This window comes from Novosphingobium decolorationis (assembly GCF_018417475.1).
Lineage (GTDB): Bacteria > Pseudomonadota > Alphaproteobacteria > Sphingomonadales > Sphingomonadaceae > Novosphingobium > Novosphingobium decolorationis.
In genome coordinates, this window is record NZ_CP054856.1 from 3,235,155 (window position 1) to 3,255,563 (window position 20,409).

The 20,409-nt window shown below is 62.1% G+C and carries 16 protein-coding genes and 1 tRNA gene; 10 read left to right on the forward strand and 7 right to left on the reverse strand.

Going from position 1 to position 20,409, the window contains the following annotated elements:
- Window positions 1–85 precede the first annotated feature (85 nt).
- The 5 genes from HT578_RS15035 to HT578_RS15055 form a co-directional block, all read right to left on the reverse strand.
- Window positions 86–1,438: a DUF7986 domain-containing protein gene (locus tag HT578_RS15035; protein ID WP_239026313.1), complete on the reverse strand. Its 1,353-nt coding sequence runs from the start codon at window positions 1,436–1,438 to the stop codon at window positions 86–88.
- 230 nt (window positions 1,439–1,668) lie between these two features.
- Window positions 1,669–2,001, reverse strand: coding sequence for a YnfA family protein (locus HT578_RS15040; RefSeq protein ID WP_213500450.1), 333 nt, complete (start codon window positions 1,999–2,001; stop codon window positions 1,669–1,671).
- Between the two features lie 85 nt (window positions 2,002–2,086).
- Window positions 2,087–2,356 carry a hypothetical protein gene (locus tag HT578_RS15045; RefSeq protein ID WP_213500452.1) on the reverse strand — a complete coding sequence of 90 codons (270 nt, stop codon included), beginning with the start codon at window positions 2,354–2,356 and terminating at the stop codon, window positions 2,087–2,089.
- 88 nt (window positions 2,357–2,444) lie between these two features.
- Window positions 2,445–3,977: an alpha/beta hydrolase gene (locus HT578_RS15050; RefSeq protein WP_213500454.1), complete on the reverse strand. Its 1,533-nt coding sequence runs from the start codon at window positions 3,975–3,977 to the stop codon at window positions 2,445–2,447.
- A 257-nt stretch (window positions 3,978–4,234) separates the two neighbouring features.
- A complete protein-coding gene (locus tag HT578_RS15055) occupies window positions 4,235–4,510 on the reverse strand; it encodes a hypothetical protein (RefSeq protein WP_213500456.1) in 276 nt (91 codons plus the stop codon).
- A gap of 623 nt (window positions 4,511–5,133) precedes the next feature.
- Between HT578_RS15055 and HT578_RS15060 the strand changes: the two genes are divergently transcribed.
- From HT578_RS15060 to HT578_RS15075, 4 genes are all read left to right on the forward strand, one after another.
- Entirely contained in the window at window positions 5,134–6,330 is a 1,197-nt protein-coding gene (locus HT578_RS15060; protein ID WP_213500458.1) for an IS256 family transposase, read from the forward strand.
- Window positions 6,331–6,502: 172 nt separating this feature from the next.
- A complete protein-coding gene (locus HT578_RS15065; protein ID WP_213500460.1) occupies window positions 6,503–9,199 on the forward strand; it encodes a class I SAM-dependent DNA methyltransferase in 2,697 nt (898 codons plus the stop codon).
- Window positions 9,200–9,202: 3 nt separating this feature from the next.
- Window positions 9,203–11,278 carry a DEAD/DEAH box helicase gene (locus tag HT578_RS15070; protein WP_213500462.1) on the forward strand — a complete coding sequence of 692 codons (2,076 nt, stop codon included), beginning with the start codon at window positions 9,203–9,205 and terminating at the stop codon, window positions 11,276–11,278.
- The gene (locus HT578_RS15075; protein ID WP_213500464.1) at window positions 11,278–12,495 is read left to right on the forward strand and encodes a GIY-YIG nuclease family protein; all 1,218 of its coding nucleotides are present in this window, start codon (window positions 11,278–11,280) and stop codon (window positions 12,493–12,495) included. The genes HT578_RS15070 and HT578_RS15075 overlap by 1 nt, the downstream gene beginning before the upstream one ends.
- Before the next feature lie 401 nt (window positions 12,496–12,896).
- Here HT578_RS15075 and HT578_RS15080 read toward each other — a convergent pair.
- Window positions 12,897–12,970, reverse strand: a tRNA-Gln gene (locus HT578_RS15080).
- A 147-nt stretch (window positions 12,971–13,117) separates the two neighbouring features.
- On the opposite strand from HT578_RS15080, the gene HT578_RS15085 reads away from it, so the two are divergent.
- Together HT578_RS15085 and HT578_RS15090 are read left to right on the forward strand one after the other, a co-directional pair.
- Window positions 13,118–14,569 (forward strand): Ppx/GppA phosphatase family protein, encoded by a 1,452-nt coding sequence (locus HT578_RS15085; RefSeq protein WP_213500466.1) that lies wholly within the window; start codon window positions 13,118–13,120, stop codon window positions 14,567–14,569.
- Entirely contained in the window at window positions 14,566–15,225 is a 660-nt protein-coding gene (locus HT578_RS15090; protein WP_039389288.1) for an RlmE family RNA methyltransferase, read from the forward strand. The genes HT578_RS15085 and HT578_RS15090 overlap by 4 nt, the downstream gene beginning before the upstream one ends.
- 273 nt (window positions 15,226–15,498) lie before the next feature.
- On the opposite strand, the gene HT578_RS15095 is transcribed toward HT578_RS15090, so the two are convergent.
- On the reverse strand, window positions 15,499–16,149 hold the full coding sequence (locus HT578_RS15095; RefSeq protein WP_213500468.1) for a c-type cytochrome: 651 nt from the start codon (window positions 16,147–16,149) through the stop codon (window positions 15,499–15,501).
- 206 nt (window positions 16,150–16,355) lie between these two features.
- Here HT578_RS15095 and HT578_RS15100 point away from each other — a divergent pair, with 206 nt between their 5' ends.
- The 4 genes from HT578_RS15100 (at window position 16,356) to HT578_RS15115 (ending at window position 20,406) form a co-directional block, all read left to right on the forward strand.
- Complete coding sequence (locus HT578_RS15100) at window positions 16,356–17,249, forward strand: prephenate dehydratase (RefSeq protein WP_213500470.1); 894 nt, start codon at window positions 16,356–16,358, stop codon at window positions 17,247–17,249.
- 114 nt (window positions 17,250–17,363) lie between these two features.
- The gene (locus tag HT578_RS15105; RefSeq protein WP_213500472.1) at window positions 17,364–18,044 is read left to right on the forward strand and encodes a hypothetical protein; all 681 of its coding nucleotides are present in this window, start codon (window positions 17,364–17,366) and stop codon (window positions 18,042–18,044) included.
- Window positions 18,041–19,393: a DUF4350 domain-containing protein gene (locus tag HT578_RS15110; protein WP_213500475.1), complete on the forward strand. Its 1,353-nt coding sequence runs from the start codon at window positions 18,041–18,043 to the stop codon at window positions 19,391–19,393. The genes HT578_RS15105 and HT578_RS15110 overlap by 4 nt, the downstream gene beginning before the upstream one ends.
- The gene (locus HT578_RS15115) at window positions 19,390–20,406 is read left to right on the forward strand and encodes an AAA family ATPase (RefSeq protein WP_213500477.1); all 1,017 of its coding nucleotides are present in this window, start codon (window positions 19,390–19,392) and stop codon (window positions 20,404–20,406) included. The genes HT578_RS15110 and HT578_RS15115 overlap by 4 nt, the downstream gene beginning before the upstream one ends.
- Window positions 20,407–20,409 lie beyond the last annotated feature (3 nt).

A 20,409-nucleotide genomic window follows, 5' to 3' on the forward strand; every position in this document is an offset into this window, starting at 1 on the left:
TGAGGCGTATCGCGCAAGGTCATTGGGCAGGATTGACCCGGCCTTTGCCGAGTCTTTGGAACTCGTGCGACATGGCCATACCGATCTACTTCCGCAGGTCGGCTACGCCCAATTCTTCCCACATCCAGGCAAAGCTGTAGCCGGCCATCTGCTCGTTGCCGGATTTGGCGGTCCCGTTCTCCAGGTACTTCAGCCATTCCACCACCTGTGCGCGCCCGGCCTTGGTCCTGACAGCCTGCCGCGGCGTCTTGTCCCCCAGAGCGGGGACCGGCTCGTCGAGGACCTGTCGGTATTGTCGGTCCATCATGTCGCGAACGATGCGCTGCATCTCCGCGGCAGGGATCTCCGGCTCGGCGGTTTCGTCGCGCACCTGCCGTTGTTCAGCCATCATCTGGGCAACGGTTCGGATCTCGGTCAAAGGTGCCTGCACCAGATCGCCCAGCAAGGGGATGAAGAGGTCCCGGGCACGCTGCGCGCGTTCGGCGCTGTTGACCTCGATCGTCAGGAAACGTCCCGCCAGCTCGGCATTTCCAAGGATCGTCGAGCCATCGTCCATGGTCGATGCCAGCATTTGCGCGCCGGGCTGCTTGGGTCGCCGGGATTTGACGCGCTTGTCTTCCAGCCAATTCCAGAATTTGGCGGAAGCGGGCGACAAGGTGGGCAGGGTCTGGAATCGGGCTGCGATCTGCTTTTGTGTCACGCCTTTGGGCAACGGGAAAACCAGGCGATGGAAAAGAATGTCATCGCCGTCGCTGTTGACCAGATCGGGCATCGGGGGGCCCAGCACGCCGGCAGCGTCCAGCAGCCAGGTCGAGGTGATCACGGGCGCGCTGTGGCGCAGCAGTACCGCGCGGTCGGTTACGTCGAAATCAAAGTCTGGGTCGGGCTGGGCGCCGATCTTCGTAAAGCCATCGATCAACTGCTCGCTGCCATCCGGACTAAATGCCAGCAAGGCTCCAGAAATGACGGCGCCGCCTCGGCCGACGATCAGGCGCGTGGCAATCCGGTCCCAGTTGTGCAAGCTGCTGCTCGCGCTGCGCTCCTCAACGGTGACAGGCTCGCCGTCCTGAAGCAGGTCGCGCAAACGCATCGACTTGCCTGGCACAATGTCGCTCACTTCGTAGAGTGACATCGGTGTCTGACGCAGGGCCTTGATATAGGCTTTGACGGAGGCCTTTTCGTTCCAGCCACGCCGCTTCAGGTAATCGTCGGCGAGATTTTCGCCATCGAACTCGCGCCCGATCAGGTCTTCGAACGCGCAGCCCCACAAGGGACCTTCCCAGTGCGGGCCAACAATGTCGAGCAGTTCGTCGAAATCGACGTCGAGCTCGTCGGCCGCCGGCCCGAAATGTTCTTCCAGACACTCCTCAAGCCGTGTCTTCCAGGGTTCGCGCCCAGCATATTTGATCAGGCCGGACAGGTCATGGATCGCGCGCAAGGGGAAAGCTCCTTGAGATGGTTCAATGGCACGAGCTTGCCGAGCCATTGGGTTCTATACGGTAAGTGAATTCACAGCGACAGGTTACGCACGCTAGGCGAGCAAAATGCGGGCGGAGGAGTGATTGCTAGGCACTCTAGCAGGTCGTTCAAGGGGCGATTTGGCGCACTTGGCGGCGAGCCGTCCGCTTTCCCTTGCCGACCGGCTCGGTCAGTAGCCCGAATGGGTGGCTAGTTGCCGTTCACCCCGCGCGGGCCGAAGAAGATGATGGCCGTACCCACCAAACAAACGACAGCCCCGAGTAAGTCCCAGCGATCTGGCTTCGCCCCTTCCGCGAGCCACAGCCAAAGCACGGCGATAGCAACATAGACGCCACCATATGCCGCATACGAGCGGCCAGCCTGATCAGCAGATGGCAAAGTCAACAAATAGGCAAATAGGCAAAGAGACGCGACGCCCGGGATAATCCAAAGAGGTGACTTTCCCAGGCGTAGCCACGCCCAAAACGCGAAGCAGCCAGCAATTTCAGCCAAGGCAGCACCGATAAAAGCGAAGGCGGTCATGCCCCTCCTATCGCAACACCAACTTATGTTCGCAACGGGGCATGTTCTGAAATTCTGTCACGCGCCCATTCGGGACGTAGACGGGCTACGAGGCCGCCGCCGAAAGCCGCCGCTCAATCTGTAGAAGCAGGGTGCGGCCTGTTTCCGTCGAAGCGATCAAGCAGGGGTCATCCCACTCCTTTTGGAATAAGAACTTCTCGCCGCCGAACTCCATCGTGGAGTATGTGAGACCCCGCTGGCTGGCGGTTTCACCGAACAGGTCGAAGATGGCTTGCCGCACAAGCTCGACGTCTTCCGATGCAAACTCCAGCGACGACGAGTGGCCATCGGAAAGGGAAAGTAGCGTCACAGCCATGGCCTACTGTGAAGCGAATGCCGCCGATTTCCAAGCCATTGTTTTCGAGGGGCGCGAGGTCGCGCACGCGCCCTTGTCGGCCGTTCAGCTATGGCTTTCGAGGGCTAGATCGCCGCCTGTCGGCTATGCCAAGAAAACTCTTCGTCAGCTCCTTGAACTCTTCCGGCGCGGTCATGAGGACGAAATGAGGTGCCTGTTCGATCTGGAGCAGGGAGATGTCCCCTGCCGCTTTCAGTGCGGTGACATGCTCTCGCGCTCCGTCAAGCGGGGTCTTAGGGTCGAGCGTTCCGTGAAGCACAATCGTCGGAGGTATACGTTCAGGGATACCCCCGAAGTTTCCATCTGGCTGGTAGGTCGGAATACCTCCGGCGAGCAGAAGTGATGGCAATGGACTGGCGAAGAGATATCCCTCTGTTTCGTTTCTAATCATTTCAGCCGTTAGTTGCGGCCGGGCATTGTTCTCGGAGCGGCTGATCAGGTTTACCAGCGGGATAGATGATCCGCTTTGCGGATAGGATTTGAGAACGGAACCGATGCCTGCCAACCGGCCCATAGCATAGTCCAGCCATGCGGGATTATCCGCCTGCAGTCCCGCTATCACATTGGGAAGCATGGCCCGAGTTTCTGGAAAATCAAGCAAGGCAGACAGCCGGTATTTCAGATCTGGGCCAGCCAGATCTTTAATATCATCACGCTGGAAAAGCTCGGTGACCGCTTGCTCGGCCCCCTCGGGGAAATACCTCTTGCAATCAGCTGCTTGGTCGCACTGACGCAGTACTTTTCGGCCCACGCGGTCAGTAACGGCCGACCGGTGGCTTAAATCAAGTTGATCGTTGCTCTCAAGCGGAACCAAAGAGTCGAGAATGACGCCGTCGAGATCGCCTCGAGGCGCAAGGGTCAACATGCGCAGCACCAGCTGGGTGCCGTAGGAGACGCCGTAGAGATACGAGCTATCGCCGGAATCGAATCGAGACATCAAGAGCTTAAGGTCATGAGCGGCATTCGAGATAGTGAACGATCTGGTCCGGCTCGCATTCGCATTCAGGGCATCGAAGCACCTGGCCCACTCCTCACCGGCCAGAGCAGTGCCCGCATCACTAGATGGGCTTTCTTCTTCCGGGCAGAGTCTTGTCGAGAAGCCCGTCCCGCGATGATCGGGAATCATCAGATCGAAGCCAGGGGCAGCCGCTCGGAAAGTCTCAATAAACGGGTAGAATGAAGCACCGGATTCTCCCGGGCCGCCGGCGACTAGCCACAACTGGCCCTTGCTGGCTCCCTGGGCGGGAAACTTGCGGACGAACAACTGAATCGTTTCGAGGCCCGGCTTGGTATAGTCCAGCGGCACATCGATACGCGCGCATTCGGTTCTCTGCAGTGTTAAGTCTGCACCCGCGTCCTTGCATTCGGAAAATGTCGCGGATGCCGGTTGATCATGCCTCGCAAAGGCGGGCGATGCCAGAGCCAGACAAGCTAATGCCAGATACGTAAGAATCCGAGAGGCAACGAGCACATTTTTCTCCGATTGGATGAGCGCATATCGCAGGCTAGTGGCGCGACAGAACTCGTGCAACTTGATGCGATTTTCGTGCTCCGGTGAGATGGGAAAGGACGAATTGGGCATTGTTCCATTACCCGTGCCCCGCAATGCCGTGTGTGCGACAGACCCGCTTTGCGCCCTTGCCGGTCGCTCAAGGGCCGATTTGACGCTCCAGAAACCTGCCGGTCCGGTCTCCTGCGCCGACCTGGGCGGTCAGCGGTGAAGATGGGTGGGTATCTGCCGTCACGGATCAACGTAGAATGTGTGTCCCTTGTTGTCCGGCTTCATCATTTTGATGATCGGAGCGAACGAAACCTCTTCTACCCTAAGATCAACCGTCGCTAGTCCCTCTGAAATCCACCTGAACTCACGCTCGAGATTATCGCGGACTCGGCGCTTTGCTTTGATTTCAGCGCCAGCTTTGTCCGTTCCAAGGACATATCGGTGGCACCAAAAACCCGTCGGTCGGTCATTCCCGACAGGGTCATCCGGAACTCGCGCCTCGTGCCAATTGAGGCTTCCATGAATGAGAACGTAAAAGCAGCGCATGGCAGATCATCGCCGCTCACCCAGATGTCCGCAATGGGGCGTGTACCGAAATTCTGCTGCGCGCTCATTGCGGACATCGTGCTGGGGGCGGCTTCGCGCCCAAGTTGGTCGTTCGAGGGCCGATCTAGCGCGCCAGGAAGCCGTCTGTCCGGTTACGCTTATCGATCCGATCGGCCAGCAGCCTGGATGGGTGGTCAATTGCCATTCCAAATGGACCAAAGGAGCCAATCTATTCCGGCAGAAAATGCGAGTGTCATCGCGGCTGCCACTAGCAGCACGAGGAACGAGGCCCAGAATGCAACGGGGCTTTGGGGGCGTTCAACGCGCCCACCACCTCTAGTGTAGATAGTTCCTCGCAATAGGGCGTGCCGGATAGCCCATATACAAATCGCAAGTGCTCCATGTGATGCCACTAGCATCGCAAATAGGATTGCAGGCGTACTTCCGCCTTCAACCGCAAAGCCGAGTGCGATCAACAGGGGAATGCCTAGAAATAGTAGAAAATTCTGTGTTTTTCGCTCTATTTTCATGAGAAAGGCGATATGCCGCATCGTCTCCTAAATCTAGTTAAAACGATGCTTGTCCAAGGTCGTGTCCCACGGGGTGGTGTAGGAAGGTTTCCCTGAGAGGGTGGCCACCGTCGATCTTCTGGTAGGGTTCGGATGCGAACTCGAACCTGGAGAAGAAGACGATGACCGACGACAGAATGGCCCTTGTTGAGCTGATTGAGCAAGGGGCTGATAGTGATTTGGTGCGTGAGATGCTGGCTTTCGCCGCCGAGCGCATGATGGATTTGGAGATCGAGGCGAAGACCGGTGCTCGCGCCGGCACGCGCAGCCCGGAGCGGCTCAACCACCGCAATGGCTACCGCGAGCGTGGGTGGGATACGCGCGCCGGGCGGATCGAACTGGCGATTCCGAAGCTGCGTAAAGGCAGCTACTTTCCCAGCTTCCTGGAACCGCGCCGCACCGCAGAGAAGGCTCTGGCGGCGGTGATCCAGGAGGCTTACGTCCACGGTGTCTCGACGCGCTCGGTCGATGATCTGGTAAAGGCTATGGGGGCCAGCGGTGTGTCGAAGAGCCAGGTCAGCCGCCTGGTCGCCGAGATCGACGAGCGGGTGAACGCCTTCCTCACGCGGCCGATCGAGGGCGAGTGGCCCTACCTGTGGATCGACGCCACCTACCTCAAGGTGCGTGAGGGCGGACGGATCGTCTCGATGGCGGCGATAATCGCCGTTGGTGTCAACACCGATGGCCGCCGCGAAGTGCTGGGCGTCGCCACCGGCCCTTCGGAGGCGGAGCCCTTCTGGAAAGCCTTCCTGCGCTCTCTGGCCGACCGAGGCCTGCGCGGAGTGAAGCTTGTCATCGCCGATGATCACAAGGGGCTGCGCGCCGCCGCGAGCAAGGTGTTCAGCGCCAGCCAACAGCGATGCCGGGTGCACTGGATGCGCAATGCGCTGGCCCATGCTGCGCCCAAGCAGCGGCCCGCCGTCATCGCCATGATCAAGACCATCTTCGCGCAGGAAACGGCCGAGGCGGCTCTCCAGCAGTGGGAACAGGTTGCCGATGCCCTGCGCGAGAAGTTCCCGAAGCTCGCCGACATGATGGACGCTTCGCGCGAGGACGTGCTCGCCTACATGACGTTCCCGAAGGACCACTGGGCGCAGATCGCCTCCACCAACCCGCTGGAAAGGGTGAATAAAGAGATCAAACGCCGCTCCGACGTCATCGGCATCTTCCCGAACGATGCCTCCGTCGTACGTCTCGTCGGCGCGCTGATGCTGGAGCAGAACGATGAGTGGGCGGTATCCCGACGCTACATGACGCTGGAAACCCTCGGCTCGGTGAGCCATAATCCAATCGTCAGCCTGCCAGCCCTGGCTGCCTGACCCGAACCCGGTCCTGCCGAGGATCGACGGTTCCTACACCACCCCACGGGACACGACCCGAAGCATCTGACTAACATGCGCGCAAACCGATTTGCATTCTTTTGCTAAAGCATTTTCAGTGGATTCAAGGTTGGACGTCACTTAGCTACGGGTAAGTATCTCGAGGCTCTTGATGAACCCTACTGAAATTTATGACGCATTGGCGGAGATTGCCGCCAAACCGTTTGGCGCCACCGAATTCCCCTTCGCCTTTGCCGCCGCCACAGATGGTGCCAAGGCAGCGATCTCCAAGCTGAGGAGCGGGTCGACCAACAAGTCCGACGTTCAAGGCGGTGTGCTGTTCGGCAAGAAGTTCCACTATGCCCCCGCGCTGGCGGGCATGACCGATGGCACGCTGGACCAGCTGCGTAGCTCGAAGAAGACCAAGACCTCAAAGCCCGCGATCTTGATCGCCACCGATGGCGAGATGGTCGCGGCAGAGCATCCGGCCTCGGGCGATACGCTTCATTGCCGCTTTGCCGAGCTTGGCGACAACTTCGGTTTCTTCCTGCCTGCAGCGGGTAAGGAACGCTACCGTGCGGTCGAAGAAAACCCCGTCGACGTCAAGGCGACCGGCAAGCTCGCCCGGCTCTATGACGCCCTGACCAAGGCCAATCCGGACTGGGGCAGCGACGAGCGTCGGCACGAGATGAACCAGCTGATGATGCGGCTGATCTTCTGCATGTTTGCCGAGGATGTAGGCATCTTTCCCGATACACAGTTCTCGCGCCTGCTGTTCACCCATGCAGGCAACAAGGGCGAGGAAGCGCGCGAAACCATCATCGCGGCTTTCCAGGCGATGAATTTGCCCAAGGCCAAGCGCGAAGGGCTGCCTCACTGGACCGTTGAGCTGGAATACGTCAACGGCGGGCTCTTTGCGGGCACCGTAGACGCGCCGCGCTTTGATGCCGTGGCCTTCCGTTATCTGCGCGAAGCCTGCGGTCTGAACTGGCGCGAGATCAACCCCGACATTTTCGGCTCAATGATCCAGTCGGTCGCGGACCCCAAGCAGCGCTCGGAACTGGGGATGCACTACACCTCGGTGCCGAACATCATGAAGGTGATCGGACCGCTCTTCCTCGATGACCTCGATGCCGAGATTCATAAGGCATGGGACCGCGCTAAGGGACTGCAACAAGTGCTGGATCGCATGTCGCGCATTCGCGTTTTCGATCCCGCCTGCGGATCGGGCAACTTCCTTGTCGTGTCATATCGCGAGCTACGGGCGCGCGAGACGCGCATCCTGCGGCGGCTCGAAGACCTGAATGGCCCCGGGTCGCTGGCGATGTTCTCGGCCATCCCCATCAGCCATTTCTACGGGATCGAGATAGCGGATTTCGCCGCCGAGACCGCCAAGCTGGCGCTATTCATCGCCGAATATCAGGCGAATGCCAGCTTTGCCGAGGTCTTTGGGCGGAGTCCTGCCGCGCTGCCCCTGAAGGATGCTGCGCATATCCGCACCGAGAACTCGCTGCGCATCGACTGGGAAGGGGTCTGCCCGCCCCCCGGTGAAGGCGAGGAGGTGTTCATTGCCGGCAACCCGCCGTTCTTGGGGTCAACCTACCAGAGCAAAGAACAGAAGGCTGACCTCGCACATGTGTTCGCCGAGCACATCCAGAGCTTCGCCGCCTTCGATTTCGTGGCGGCATGGTTCTTCAAGGCGTCCCGCTACATCCGTGGACGCGCTGCTAAGGCCGCCCTCGTGTCTACTAACTCAATCTGCCAGGGATATTCGGTCGCCGCACTGTGGCCGCATATACTCGAAAACGATCTTGAGATCGGGTTCGCTCACAAGGATTTCAAATGGCGGAACAATGCCTCCGCCAATGCGGCAGTAATCTGCTCTATCATTGGCATTCGAAACAACGGCAGGGAGCCGAAGCGACTATTTGACGATGGCGTCGAAAGTGTTGTCGACAACATCAATGCATATTTGGTTGTAGGACCATCGCTCTATGTAGAAGCCGTGCGCCAAGGCAAATTCGGACTTCCATTCATGGACTACGGAAATAAGCCTGCTGATGGCGGCCACCTGAGCCTGAATGTTGACGAAAGGGACGCAATTCTCAACGAAGACCCGGAAGCTGAGCGTTTCATCAAGCGCTACATGGGATCGCAAGAAGTCACGAAAGGCATTGAACGCTACTGCCTGTGGGTGTCTCGCAGCGAATACGAAGCTGCCAAGCAAATTCCTGTTCTTGCCAAGCGCTTTGATCAGGTCAGGGAGTTCCGGTTGGCCAGCACCAAGGAGCCGACGCGTCGCATGGCGGAATGGCCGTTCGAGTTTGACCAGATTCGTGTGCAAGCGGATAAATCGTCGATCCTGATTCCTCGGCATACAAGTGAACATCGACCTTACCTGCCATGCGAATGGGTCTCCGAAGGCGTAGTCTGTTCTGATGCCAACATGATAATCTATGGTGCAGAACCATGGTGTATTCCGCTCATCGCCTCGCGCCTGCATCTTGTCTGGATTGCCACCGTCTGCGGCAAACTGAAATCCGACTTCCGCTACTCTAATACCCTCGGTTGGAACACTTTCCCGGTGCCGAAGTTCACTGCGGATCAGCTGGAGGCGCTCTCGGCCTCGGCCCGCAATATCCTGCGCTGCCGCTATTCCCACTACCCCGCCACGATTGCCGAGCTCTATGACCCCGACAAGATGCCAGACGACCTGCGCGCCGTGCATCGAGAAAACGACGAGCTTCTGGAATGCATGTATATTGGCCGTCCCTTCCGCAATGACACCGAACGTCTGGAGAAGCTCTTCAAGCTCTATGCCGCCAAAGTGAAATCGCTGGAGGCCGCGCCAAAGAAAAAGAGGGCCTGATAAATGGTTCAGATGGTCAATGTCACCTATGGCACCTCCAAGTCGACAACGAACTCCCTTGGTCAACGCCCGATGCAGGCCCGCACCTATGCTGCCCGTGCAGCGCAGTTCCTGCTGCTGAAAGCGCCGCCAGCGGCGGGCAAGAGCCGCGCGCTGATGTTCGTCGCGCTCGACAAGCTGCGCCATCAGGGGCTGGACAAAACCATCGTCTGCGTGCCCGAAACCTCGATCGGCGGCTCGTTCCGCTCGACCGATCTGACCAGCTATGGCTTCGAGGCAGATTGGGAGGTCGATGACTGCTGGAACCTTTGCCTGACCGGCGAGGATGCCGGCAAACAGAAGGTGAAAGCCTTCCAGACCTTCATGGAGAGCAATGCCAGGGTGCTGGTCTGCACCCATGCCACCTTCCGCTTCGGCTTTGACGAGGTGATCAAAACCACGGGGATCGAGGCCTTCGACAACTGCTTCATTGCCATCGACGAATTCCACCATGTGTCGGCTTCGGACAATAACAGGCTGGGAGTGATCCTGCGCAGCCTGATCAATCGCGCCGAGTGCCATGTGATGGCGATGACCGGCAGCTATTTCCGTGGCGATGCCGATCCGGTGCTTCGTCCCGAGGACGAAGATCGCTTCACCAAGATCACCTACAGCTATTACGAGCAGCTGGAGGGCTACGCCTGGCTCAAGGCGCTCGGGATCAACTACGAGTTCTACAAGGGCAATTACGTCAACGGGCTGCCAGGCGTGCTGAAGCCTGATCAAAAAACGATCATCCACATCCCGCATCGTGGCTCGTCCGAGGCGTTCGATGACAAGTTCAACGAGGTGGGCAAGATCCTCGACCTGCTGGGCTCTCATGAGGGGCGTGATCCTGAGACGGGGTTTGATCTGGTGCGCAAGCCCGATGGCGGGCTGCTGAAAGTGGCGGACTTGGTAGATGACGGGCCGGGCCGCGATATCGTGAAAGCCGCGCTGTCGCGCGAGATCAAAGGGCCGGATGGCAAACGCGATGACGTAGCGGACCGGGCCAAGGTTGACTTCATCATTGCCCTCGGCATGGCCAAGGAGGGCTTCGACTGGGTCTGGTGTGAACATGCTCTGACAATCGGCTATCGGTCATCCCTGACCGAGATCGTGCAGATTATCGGGCGCGCAACCCGCGACGCGCCGGGTAAGCCCCGCGCGCTGTTCACCAATCTCGTTGCCGAACCCGGCGTCGAAACAGGCGTCGTAACGGATGCGGTAAACGACATGCTCAAGGCGATCTCCGGGTCGCTTCTGATGGAGCAGGTACTGGCCCCCAACTTCAAATTCTACCGCCGCGAAGATGGCGACGTGCGCGCGCCCATGGGCACAGACGATGAAGGCAATGTCACCATCGGCGTCAAGGGACTGGTCGAGCCGCCCACGGACCGTTCGCGCGAGATCTGCGAAAAGGACATGAATGATCTGATGGCGACTGCCTATCAGGAGATGGACCGGCGGGTACTGTCGCCTGACACGGCCCCCGAGGTTGCAACCCAGATGGTGCTGACCGATATCATCGAGAAGCGGTATGAGGCGCTTGATCCCGAGGAAGCAGAATCCGTCCGTCAGCATCTGGCGGCACATATGAACGTCCTGACGCTGGCGCGGAGGGAAGCAGAACGCGGTTTTGCTGAGGGGCAGGCGCCCTTGAGCGGTTCGCCCCCGAAGCCGAGCGGTGACGACGATGATGGCGAACCCGCCAGCGCACCGAATACGCTTTTGGAGATGGTCCGGAAATTCATCAACGTCCGGGACATCGACATTGAGCTAATTGACAGCGTGAACACCTTCCAGGAGCGCTTCGAGGTCGCATCGAAATCGCTGAACTCCGAGCTGCTGTCGCATGTCCAGTCAGCGATGGTTGCCTTGCGCGTAAACATGACCGGCGATGAGGCCCGGACGCTTTGGCCTCGCATCAAGGCATTCCGCGCTGCCGAAGGGCGTGAGCCTAATGTTCACTCCGCCAATCCGCTTGAAAAGCGCATGGCAGAGGCACTCGCTTGGCTGAAGGCCGAAAAGGCCAAACGCCTGCGTGAGGGGGCTATTTGATGTCGCGCCCGAGCTTGGAAGACATTTTCGCGGAAAACGACGAGTTCGGCCTGTTGGATGTCAAACCTCGCGCGGGGCGCGGTGGTCCTGCGCAGGATCGTGGCGTCGCAGCCTTGCTCGAAGTAACCGCCTTCTATGAGCGTCATTCGCGCCTCCCCGATCCAGGCGCAATGGATCATGACGAGATGCGCCTTGGAGCAATCTGGGGCACCGTAAAGTTGGCTCCCACCGATCAGATGCGGGCTGCGGATCGGTTGCTACTGCTAAGCGACTCCGCCACCCCAACGTCGCGTTCATGGCAAGATGAGCCTGTCGACGCTAGTATTCCCAACAGCCTGGATGACATCTTTGCTGATGACGATCTTGATGTTGATCCGTCACTGGTCAGCCTCAAGCACACCACACCGGCTGCAGAAAGGCACGTTCCTGATCATCGCGCGGACTTCGTACCCTGCCAGGATTTCGAGCGGTTCCGCGAGCGCTTTGAGACGGTCCAGCACGGCTTGGAGGCAGGTGAGCGCCAAGCAAGCCCTATACGGAAATGGTCAGTGATCGAGCCGATCGAAGGAGACTTCTTCATAAGGAACGGTTTGCTCGCCATGATTGCCGAGAAGTCGGAAATGACCGCTCGTGGCGGCGCGCGCGACCATCGACTTCGCGTCATCTTTTCAAACGGCACAGAGAGCGACCCGCTCATGTCGTCGTTCCGAAAATCCCTGAATGACGACAAGACTGCTCGCATGGTCCAGAAGATTGGCCTCGGGCCACTTGATCCTGAATGGGAAAACGATCAGCTCGAACTGTCGGGAACGATCTATGTTGCCCGCTCCCGATCCGAAAATCCTGAGATCAAAGGACAGCGTATGATCTTACATAAGATCGGCGTCACCAGCCAAGATGTATCCCGCCGAGTTGCAGACGCCAGAAACGATCCGACGTTTCTTCTCGCGCCGGTGGAGATCGTCGCGACCTACAGTCTGCAAAATCTGTCGCGCAACAAAGTCGAGAACCTGCTTCACCGCTTCTTCGCAGGGGCTCGTCCTGCCAAGCTATTCGTCACAGATAGGTTCGGAAAGAAGGTGCGTCCTAAGGAATGGTTCTATGTCTTGCCAGAACACGTCGGTCAGGCAGCTAAGCTGATCGAAGAGGGGACCTTGCATCGGTATCTTTATGATGTCGACACTCAGAGAATTATATTAAAAAACGAGATAACCTGAGTTCTGCACATTCATATTCTTCGAAAAACACCAGTAATTCTGCCTGTCAGAAAGGGACTGGGCCCTGCCATCTGCCGCGCCTGGTGCGAAGGTCGGCTCTTGGGCCGAAGGGGACTATGCGCTTTGAGCGTGAATGTCTGCTTCGCCATTTTCTGAGGCCAAAACCCGTCCTTCTCCTTTCGGCCCGATCAGGCCATCCAGGTCACCTGGCGACGGAGGCGCAAGAGTAAGCTGCACACAACTGCGCGGGCAGGCTTTGCCTGGCTGCGGTCGCGTTCACTTGAATGTTGCCGAGGGGTGCTTCGCGTCTAACTGATGGCTGGCGAATGTTTAACCCAAGACCGCTTGCGGGCAGACTTCGTGTCGCTCCGGGCAAGGTTTGGTGTCAAGGGATAAAATTTTGGATGCCCCGCGAGGATTCGAACCTCGATAGACGGAATCAGAATCCGTAGTCTTACCATTAGACGACGGGGCATCATCGTTGGAGAGGCGCCTCTAGGGGGTGGTGTGATTCGGGTCAAGGGGAAATTTGCATCGGGCTTGCTCCTTTGTCCGCGGGCGGTTAGCATCGCGGCAGGTGCCCACCGCCAGGGTGGGAAGATTTGAACGAGATTTGGTGAAAATGGCGGAGCATGATCCGCCGGCCGCGAAAGTCGATGTCCCGCGCCGCGCTTCCAAGCGGCGCAAGGGCCGGAAGGGGAAGTCTTCCAGGTCCGCGAACGGGGCAGCCGTGGGCAAGGGAGCGTCGCAGGCGACGTCCGTGCCCGTGGCAGGCGCAGTGCCGCGCGAACGAAACGAGAAGAGGGGCTCCGGTCCCGACAGTGGCGGGCGCGGTGCGTCCCGTCGGCGCTCCGGCGAAGGCCGGGCGTCCCAGGCACGCGATGGATCTGGCGATGCGTCCCCGCGCGAGCTGGCGCGAGGGCGCGCAGCCGTGCGCAAGGCATCTTCCGAGCGGCCAGGTGGCGGCGGGGTGTCCGATCGCAAGGTGCCGGACGCCAAGGCCTTGGCGAGCGGGAATGGACGCGAGGGCGCGTCACGTCAGTCCTTTGCCGCGATCGACCTTGGCACGAACAACTGCCGTCTGTTGATCGCGCGGCCGTCCGGACAGCACTTCACCGTGATCGACGCGTTCAGCCGCGTTGTCCGGCTGGGTGAGGGGCTGGCCCAGTCGGGGCGGCTTTCGGATGCGGCCATGGACCGCACTCTTGCCGCGCTCAAGATCTGTGCCGAGAAGCTCATGCGGCGCAATGTCCATCTGGCGCGCTCGGTGGCGACCGAAGCCTGCCGTCGGGCCGAGAACGGGCCCGAGTTCATCGAGCGCGTGCGCCAGGAAACGGGGATCGCGCTCGACATCATCAGCGCGCGCGAGGAGGCACGTCTGGCCGTGCTGGGCTGCCATGTGCTGCTCGAGGAAGGCATGGGGCCAGCGATGATCTTCGATATCGGCGGTGGATCGACCGAGCTGGTGCTGATCGAGAGTACCGGGACGGTGCCGCGCATCCTCGACTGGCAAAGCGTGCCCTGGGGCGTGGTCTCGCTCACCGAAAGCGTGGGGCCCGAAGGGACCTGCGAGGCCGAGCGACTGGCGCGTTATCGCCACATGCACAGCCTTGTGAGCGAGAGTTTCGCCGATTTCGCGCAGCGTATCTCGGGCGCGCGGGGCAGCGCCGGGCGCAACGGCCCGCTGCGGCTACTGGGCACGAGCGGTACGGTCACGACACTGGCCAGCCTGCACCTGGAGCTGCCGCAATACGATAGGCGCATGGTTGACGGCCTGATCGTGCCGGCGCGGTCGATGCGCGATATCAGCACGCGCCTCTCGACCATGGCGATCGAGGACCGGCGTGAGCTCAACTGCATCGGCAAGGAGCGCGCGGATCTGGTCGTGGCGGGATGTGCTATCCTCGAATCGATTCTCGACCTATGGCCGGCCGAGCGCCTGGGTGTTGCGGATCGTGGCATCCGCGAGGGAATCCTGCGCAGCCTTATCTCGTCGCAGACAACTCGGCCGTCCACAGGGGCGCCAACACATACGGAAAGGGACGCGATGACGCGTGCAGGGGCAGGGCGATGAGCCGTTCGGGACGCGATCCGGGCGAACGTCTCAAGACCGCCAAGAAGCGGACCACTTCGTCCGCGCGCTGGCTCACCCGCCAGCTCAACGATCCTTATGTCAAGAAAGCCAAGGCCGACGGCTATCGCAGCCGCGCGGCCTACAAGCTGATCGAGCTCGACGAGAAGTTCGACCTGCTCAAGGGCACGACCCGCGCGGTTGACCTGGGCATCGCGCCGGGTGGCTGGAGCCAGGTGCTCCGCCTCAAGTGCCCCAAGGCCGCGGTGGTGGGCATCGATCTGCTGCCGACCGATCCGATCGAGGGCGTGACGATCTTCCAGATGGACTTCATGGCCGACGAAGCGCCCGCTGCGCTGGAGGAGGCGCTCGACGGCGCACCCGATCTGGTCCTCTCGGACATGGCGGCGAACACCGTGGGGCACAAGCAGACCGACCATCTGCGCACGATGGGCCTGGTGGAAACCGCGGCGGACTTCGCGATCCAGACGCTGGCACCGGGCGGCGCGTTCGTCGCTAAGGTCCTGGCGGGCGGCACCGATGCGCAGCTCCTTGGGCTGCTCAAGAAGCATTTTACCAGCGTCAAGCACGCCAAGCCGCCGGCGAGCCGTAAGGACTCCTCGGAGTGGTACGTGATTGCCAAGGGGTTCAAGGGGTAGAGCCCCTCGCTGGGGATCCAAAAGTTCAAGACCAGGATGATTTCCGAGGGCCATCGCCCTCGGGCTCCCATAACCGTCTATCTCACCTCTGCCAGCTGCGGTAGGCGGCTATGAGGTCAAGGGGTGATGACCCCTTGTCTTGATCCTTACTTCCCCAGTTCTTCGGCCCGTTCTTCTATGCAGACGAAAACGGTCCGCGAACGACTCGGCGGCGTTCGCGGACCGTTTTCCACCAATGCGCCGAAGCGCACCGGATATCATCATGCCCTGAGCTTACCCGGCGACGGCGTCTTCGGCTGCGGCGGGTTCCTCGGCAGCCTCTTCGGCGGCAGCTTCGCCCTCGGCAGCAGCGTCCGCCTCGGCGGCTTCATCCTCGGCCGGTTCTTCGGCCGCGGGCGCTTCGGGAAGCGGCAGGTTCGAGCCCTGGGTGTTGAGCCAGGCGATGAGGTTGGCGCGTTCCTCGGGCTTGGCGAGACCGGCGAAGGTCATCTTGGTGCCCGGGGCGAAGGCCTTGGGGCTGGTCAGCCACTCGTTCAACTTGTCGAACGTCCATTCGCCGCCCACGCTCTTGAGCGCGTCGGAGAAAGCAAAGCCGCCTGCGCCCGTGCCGACGCCTTCACCCACAACGCCGTGCAGGTTGGGGCCGATGCCGTTGGCGCCGCCCGATTCGATGGTGTGGCAGGACTTGCACTTGGCGAAGGACGCTTCGCCCTTGGCAAGATCGGCGCTGGCCAGCAGCGTCGCGAACGGCACTTCGCCCGAATCTTCCGACTCGGCCTCGAGGCCTTCGATGGCGTAGCCCATGGTTTCCGGACGGTGGTGCTTGTCGGCACCGAAATACATCGAACTGACGATAGTCAGGCCCAGGCCAAGTGCGCCTGCCCCAAGCACCCAGCCCGCGATGGTATTGAAACGATTATCCATTCACAAAGCCCCTCGCAATGCCCCCACCTTTAAACGTATTTTCGCTCTTTATGGCATTGGGCTCTAGTGTTCCGGGGCTTTGAGCGCAAGACCGATTGCGCATTTGACGAAGTTACAGATTGTTCGGTCCGGTTGCATGACAGGCCTCGCGGGCATGCCGGTTTGCGTTGCGCATGGCGGGAAAGCGCCGTAAACGCGCGCGCACCATGAGTTCCTATCCCAAACCCGCCCTCGCACAGGTTTCCTCCATGTCGGATGCGGCTTCTGCCGCACCGGACCGCGCCGTCGCGTTTCAGGGGGCGCCGGGGTGCAATTCGCACCGCGCCGCGCTCGAGTACGACGCGCAGTGTCTGCCGCTGCCCTGCTTCTCGTTCGAGGATGCGCTCGATGCGGTGCGCGACGGGCGGGCCGAGCGGGCGATCATTCCCATCGAGAACTCGCAGCACGGGCGCGTGGCCGACATCCACTTCCTGCTGCCCGAAAGCGGACTTTCGATCGTGGGCGAGCACTTCACCCCGATCAACCACGCGCTGATGGCGCTGGGGCAGGGGCCGTTCACGGCAGCCTACAGCCACCCGCAGGCGCTCGGCCAGTCGCGCCGCTACCTGCGCGAGAAGGGCATCGTGCCGATGGCCTATGCCGATACCGCAGGCGCGGCGGCCTATGTGCGCGAAATGGGCGATCCCACGCTGGCCGCGATCGCGCCCAAGCTGGCGGCCGAGCTCTACGACCTGCAGATCGTGGAGGACAATGTCGAAGACGCGGACGACAACACCACGCGCTTCGTGGTGCTGGCGCGCGAGCCGCTCGACCCCTTCACGTTGCAGGGCCAGAAGACGATGACGACCTTCATCTTCGAGGTGAACAACGTGCCGGCCGCGCTCTACAAGGCGCTCGGGGGCTTTGCGACCAACGGGGTCAACATGACCAAGCTGGAGAGCTACCAGACCGGCGCGAGCTTCGCGGCCTCGAAGTTCTACGTCGATATCGAAGGCGCGCCGGGCGAGGAGCGGGTGGACCGGGCGATGCAGGAACTGGCGTTCCACTGCAAGTACGTGCGCCCGCTGGGCACCTACCGGCTGGCACGTCCGCGCGGGTAAGACCCTCGGTTGGCCTGGCCGGGCGGTGATTTTCGTCGGCTTTTGAAGTGCTTTTGCCGGGAATGGCGCGAGGGCTTCTTGCGCCGCCGGAACCCCCATGCCAACTAGACACCGGTGAGCGTCGGAGCGGATCATATCGCGGCAGGGTCCGCAGCGGCACAGGCCCGCGCCGACTGGGAGGCCGTGCGCGCCTCGGGCGAGATCCAGTTCGCGCCCGTGCCCCATCCCGAAGTGCCCATTCCCGAAACGCCCGCCTGGCTGCAGGTCCTGGGGCGGATCCTCGAGGCGATCTTTGCGCCTATCGGACGGCTGCTGGGCATGTCCTGGGGGATCTTCCAGTGGGTCCTGCTGGCGCTCGCGGCGCTCCTGCTGCTCTACGTGCTGTGGCGGATCGGATCGGTCTGGTGGGAGAACCGCCGCGTGCGCAGCGTTGGGGAGGAGCCGGAAGCCTGGGTGCCTGTGCGGGCCGAGGCCGAGGCGCTCCTGTCCGATGCCGACCGGCTGGCGGCACAGGGGCGTTATGGCGAGGCCACGCATCTGCTCCTGCGCCGCAGTGTACGTCAGATTTCCGACCAGCGGCCTGACTGGCTGGGGCCGGCTTCCACCGCGCGCGAGATCGCAGGGCTAAAGGTCCTGCCCGAGGCCGGACGCCGCGCCTTCACGGTCATTGCCGAACGGGTCGAGCGCAGCCTCTTCGCGCTGCGCGACCTGGACGCGGGCGACTGGCAGGCCGCGCGCGAGGCCTATGCCGACTTTGCCCGGCTGCACTTCCGCGAAGGGACGCCAGCGGCATGAGCACCCATGCGATCCCTGTCGCGGGGCCTGCGAGCGCACAGCCCAATCCTTTCTCGCGCCGTGCGGTGCTGGGCATCGTGCTGGCGGGCGGCGCGCTGTTTGTCCTCCTCTTGTGGATGATCGGCACGGGGACGGGCTTTGGTTCGGGCAATGACGGGGGCGGCCATGCCCAGGGACGCGGGCTCAACGGCTATGCCGCCATGGCGCAGTACCTGGAGGCGCGCGGCTACGATGTCGACATGGGCCATGGCCCGGACGATCTCAATCCCGATGGATTGCTCATCCTGACCCCGCCTGCAGATGCCGACGGACGCGAGATCGACCGCATCGTCTCGGCGCACCGCTACAAGGGCGCAACGCTGGTGGTCGCGCCCAAGTGGGTGGCGACGCCGGTGACGGACAAGCAGCGTAGCGAGGAAAAGGCCGAGCGCGGCTGGGTGAACCTGGCTTCCGCCCGCCCGCCCGAATGGCGCGGGTTCCTCGACGATGTTGCGGTGGGACTGGGGCGCGGTGCCGAGGAGAAGGCCGCCGCAGGCACGGATGATCCCGCGCGCTGGAAGGGGCTGGGCGTGGCCGGGCGCCTGCCGCAGGACCATCTCCTGGCCTGGGGTGAGGGCGAGCGGCTCATTCCCCTGGTGACCAATGGCAAGGGGCAGATCCTGGCCGCGCTTCTCGATGATGGCGGCAGCTATCCCGACCTGGAAGAAGTCGCGCAGCGCCCGCGCCGCAGCGAGGTCGACGATGAGGACCGCTACCCGCTCGTGCTCGTCTTCGAGCCCGATCTTCTCGACAATTTCGGCATGGCCCGCCCGCAGAGCGCCGCGCTGATCGAGGACCTGTTCGAGCGGCTCGAGATCTACGAGGACGGGCCCATCGTCTTCGACCTGACGCTCAACGGCTTCGGGCAGACCAAGAACCTGCTGACGCTGGCCGTGACACCGCCCTTTGCAGGCGTGAGCCTGTGCCTGCTGCTGGCCGCACTGCTGGTCGGCTGGCGCGGTTTCGTGCGCTTCGGTCCGCCCGCCACGCCGGAGAGGGCCCTCGCGTTCGGCAAGAAGGCGCTCGTTGCCAACGCGGCCGGGCTGGTGCGCCGTTCGCGCCGCTATCACCTGCTGCGCGAACCGTACGCGGCGCGCGCCCGTGCGCGCCTGATGGCGGCTCTGGCTCTGCCGCGCGCCCTCGATAACGAGGCGGCAGAGGCCGCCATCGACCGTGCCCTGGCCACCCGGGCTCCGGAGCGTGAACCCTTTTCGGCGGTCGCCGCGCGCCTGCGCGCCGCGCACCGTCCCCACGACATCCTCAAGGCCGCGCGTGATCTCCACGCGCTCGAAAGGACACTGACGCAATGAACGACCAGGCCCCGCTTTCCGAGACCCCGCCCGCTGCGGCGCCGGCCACAGACGGCCTGCCGCTGGCCGAGGTGGCCCGGCTGGCCGACGCGATCCGTCATGAGATCGGCAAGGCCGTGGTCGGCCAGGCCGAGACCATCGACCACCTGCTGATCGCGCTCATGGCCCGGGGCCATGTCCTTCTCGAAGGCCCCCCGGGCACGGCCAAGACCTTCTTGGCGCAGTGCTTTGCCGCGACGCTTGGCCTTGATTTCGGGCGCATCCAGTTCACCCCCGACCTCATGCCGGGCGATATCCTGGGCTCCAACCTCTTCAACTTCCAGACCAGCCAGTTCACGCTGACGCGCGGTCCGATCTTCTGCGATCTGCTGCTCGCCGACGAAATCAACCGCACGCCGCCCAAGACGCAGGCCGCGCTCCTCGAAGCCATGCAGGAGCGCCGCGTGACCCTGGATGGCGAACGCCATGCCCTGCCGGCACACTTCATGGTGGTGGCGACGCAGAACCCGATCGAGAGCCAGGGCGTCTACCCGCTGCCCGAAGCCCAATTGGACCGCTTCCTGTTCAAGCAGTTGGTCGATTACCCCTCGCTGGAAGAGGAACTGGGGATCGTGGCGCGCTTCGGTGCGAACAAGGGCGCGGCCTCCCCGGCGGACCTCGGCATTGCGGCGGTCACCACGCCTGCACAGCTCGACGCGGCGGCCGAGGCCGTTCGCGGCGTGACGCTGGCCGACGAAGTGGCCGACTACATCGTGCGTCTGGTGCGCGCGACGCGCGAGAGCGCGGACCTCGCCAGTGGGGCCAGCCCGCGTGCCGCGGTCCTGCTGGCAGGCGCGGCACGGGCGCGCGCCGCGCTGGATGGCCGCGCGTACGTCCTGCCCGATGACGTGAAGGCGCTGGCCGCGTCCGTCCTGCGCCACCGTCTGCTGCTCAGCCCTGCCGCCGAGATCGAGGGCAAGCAGGTCGAGGCGCTGGTCGAAGACCTCGTCGCGCAGACCGAGGCGCCGCGCTGAGGC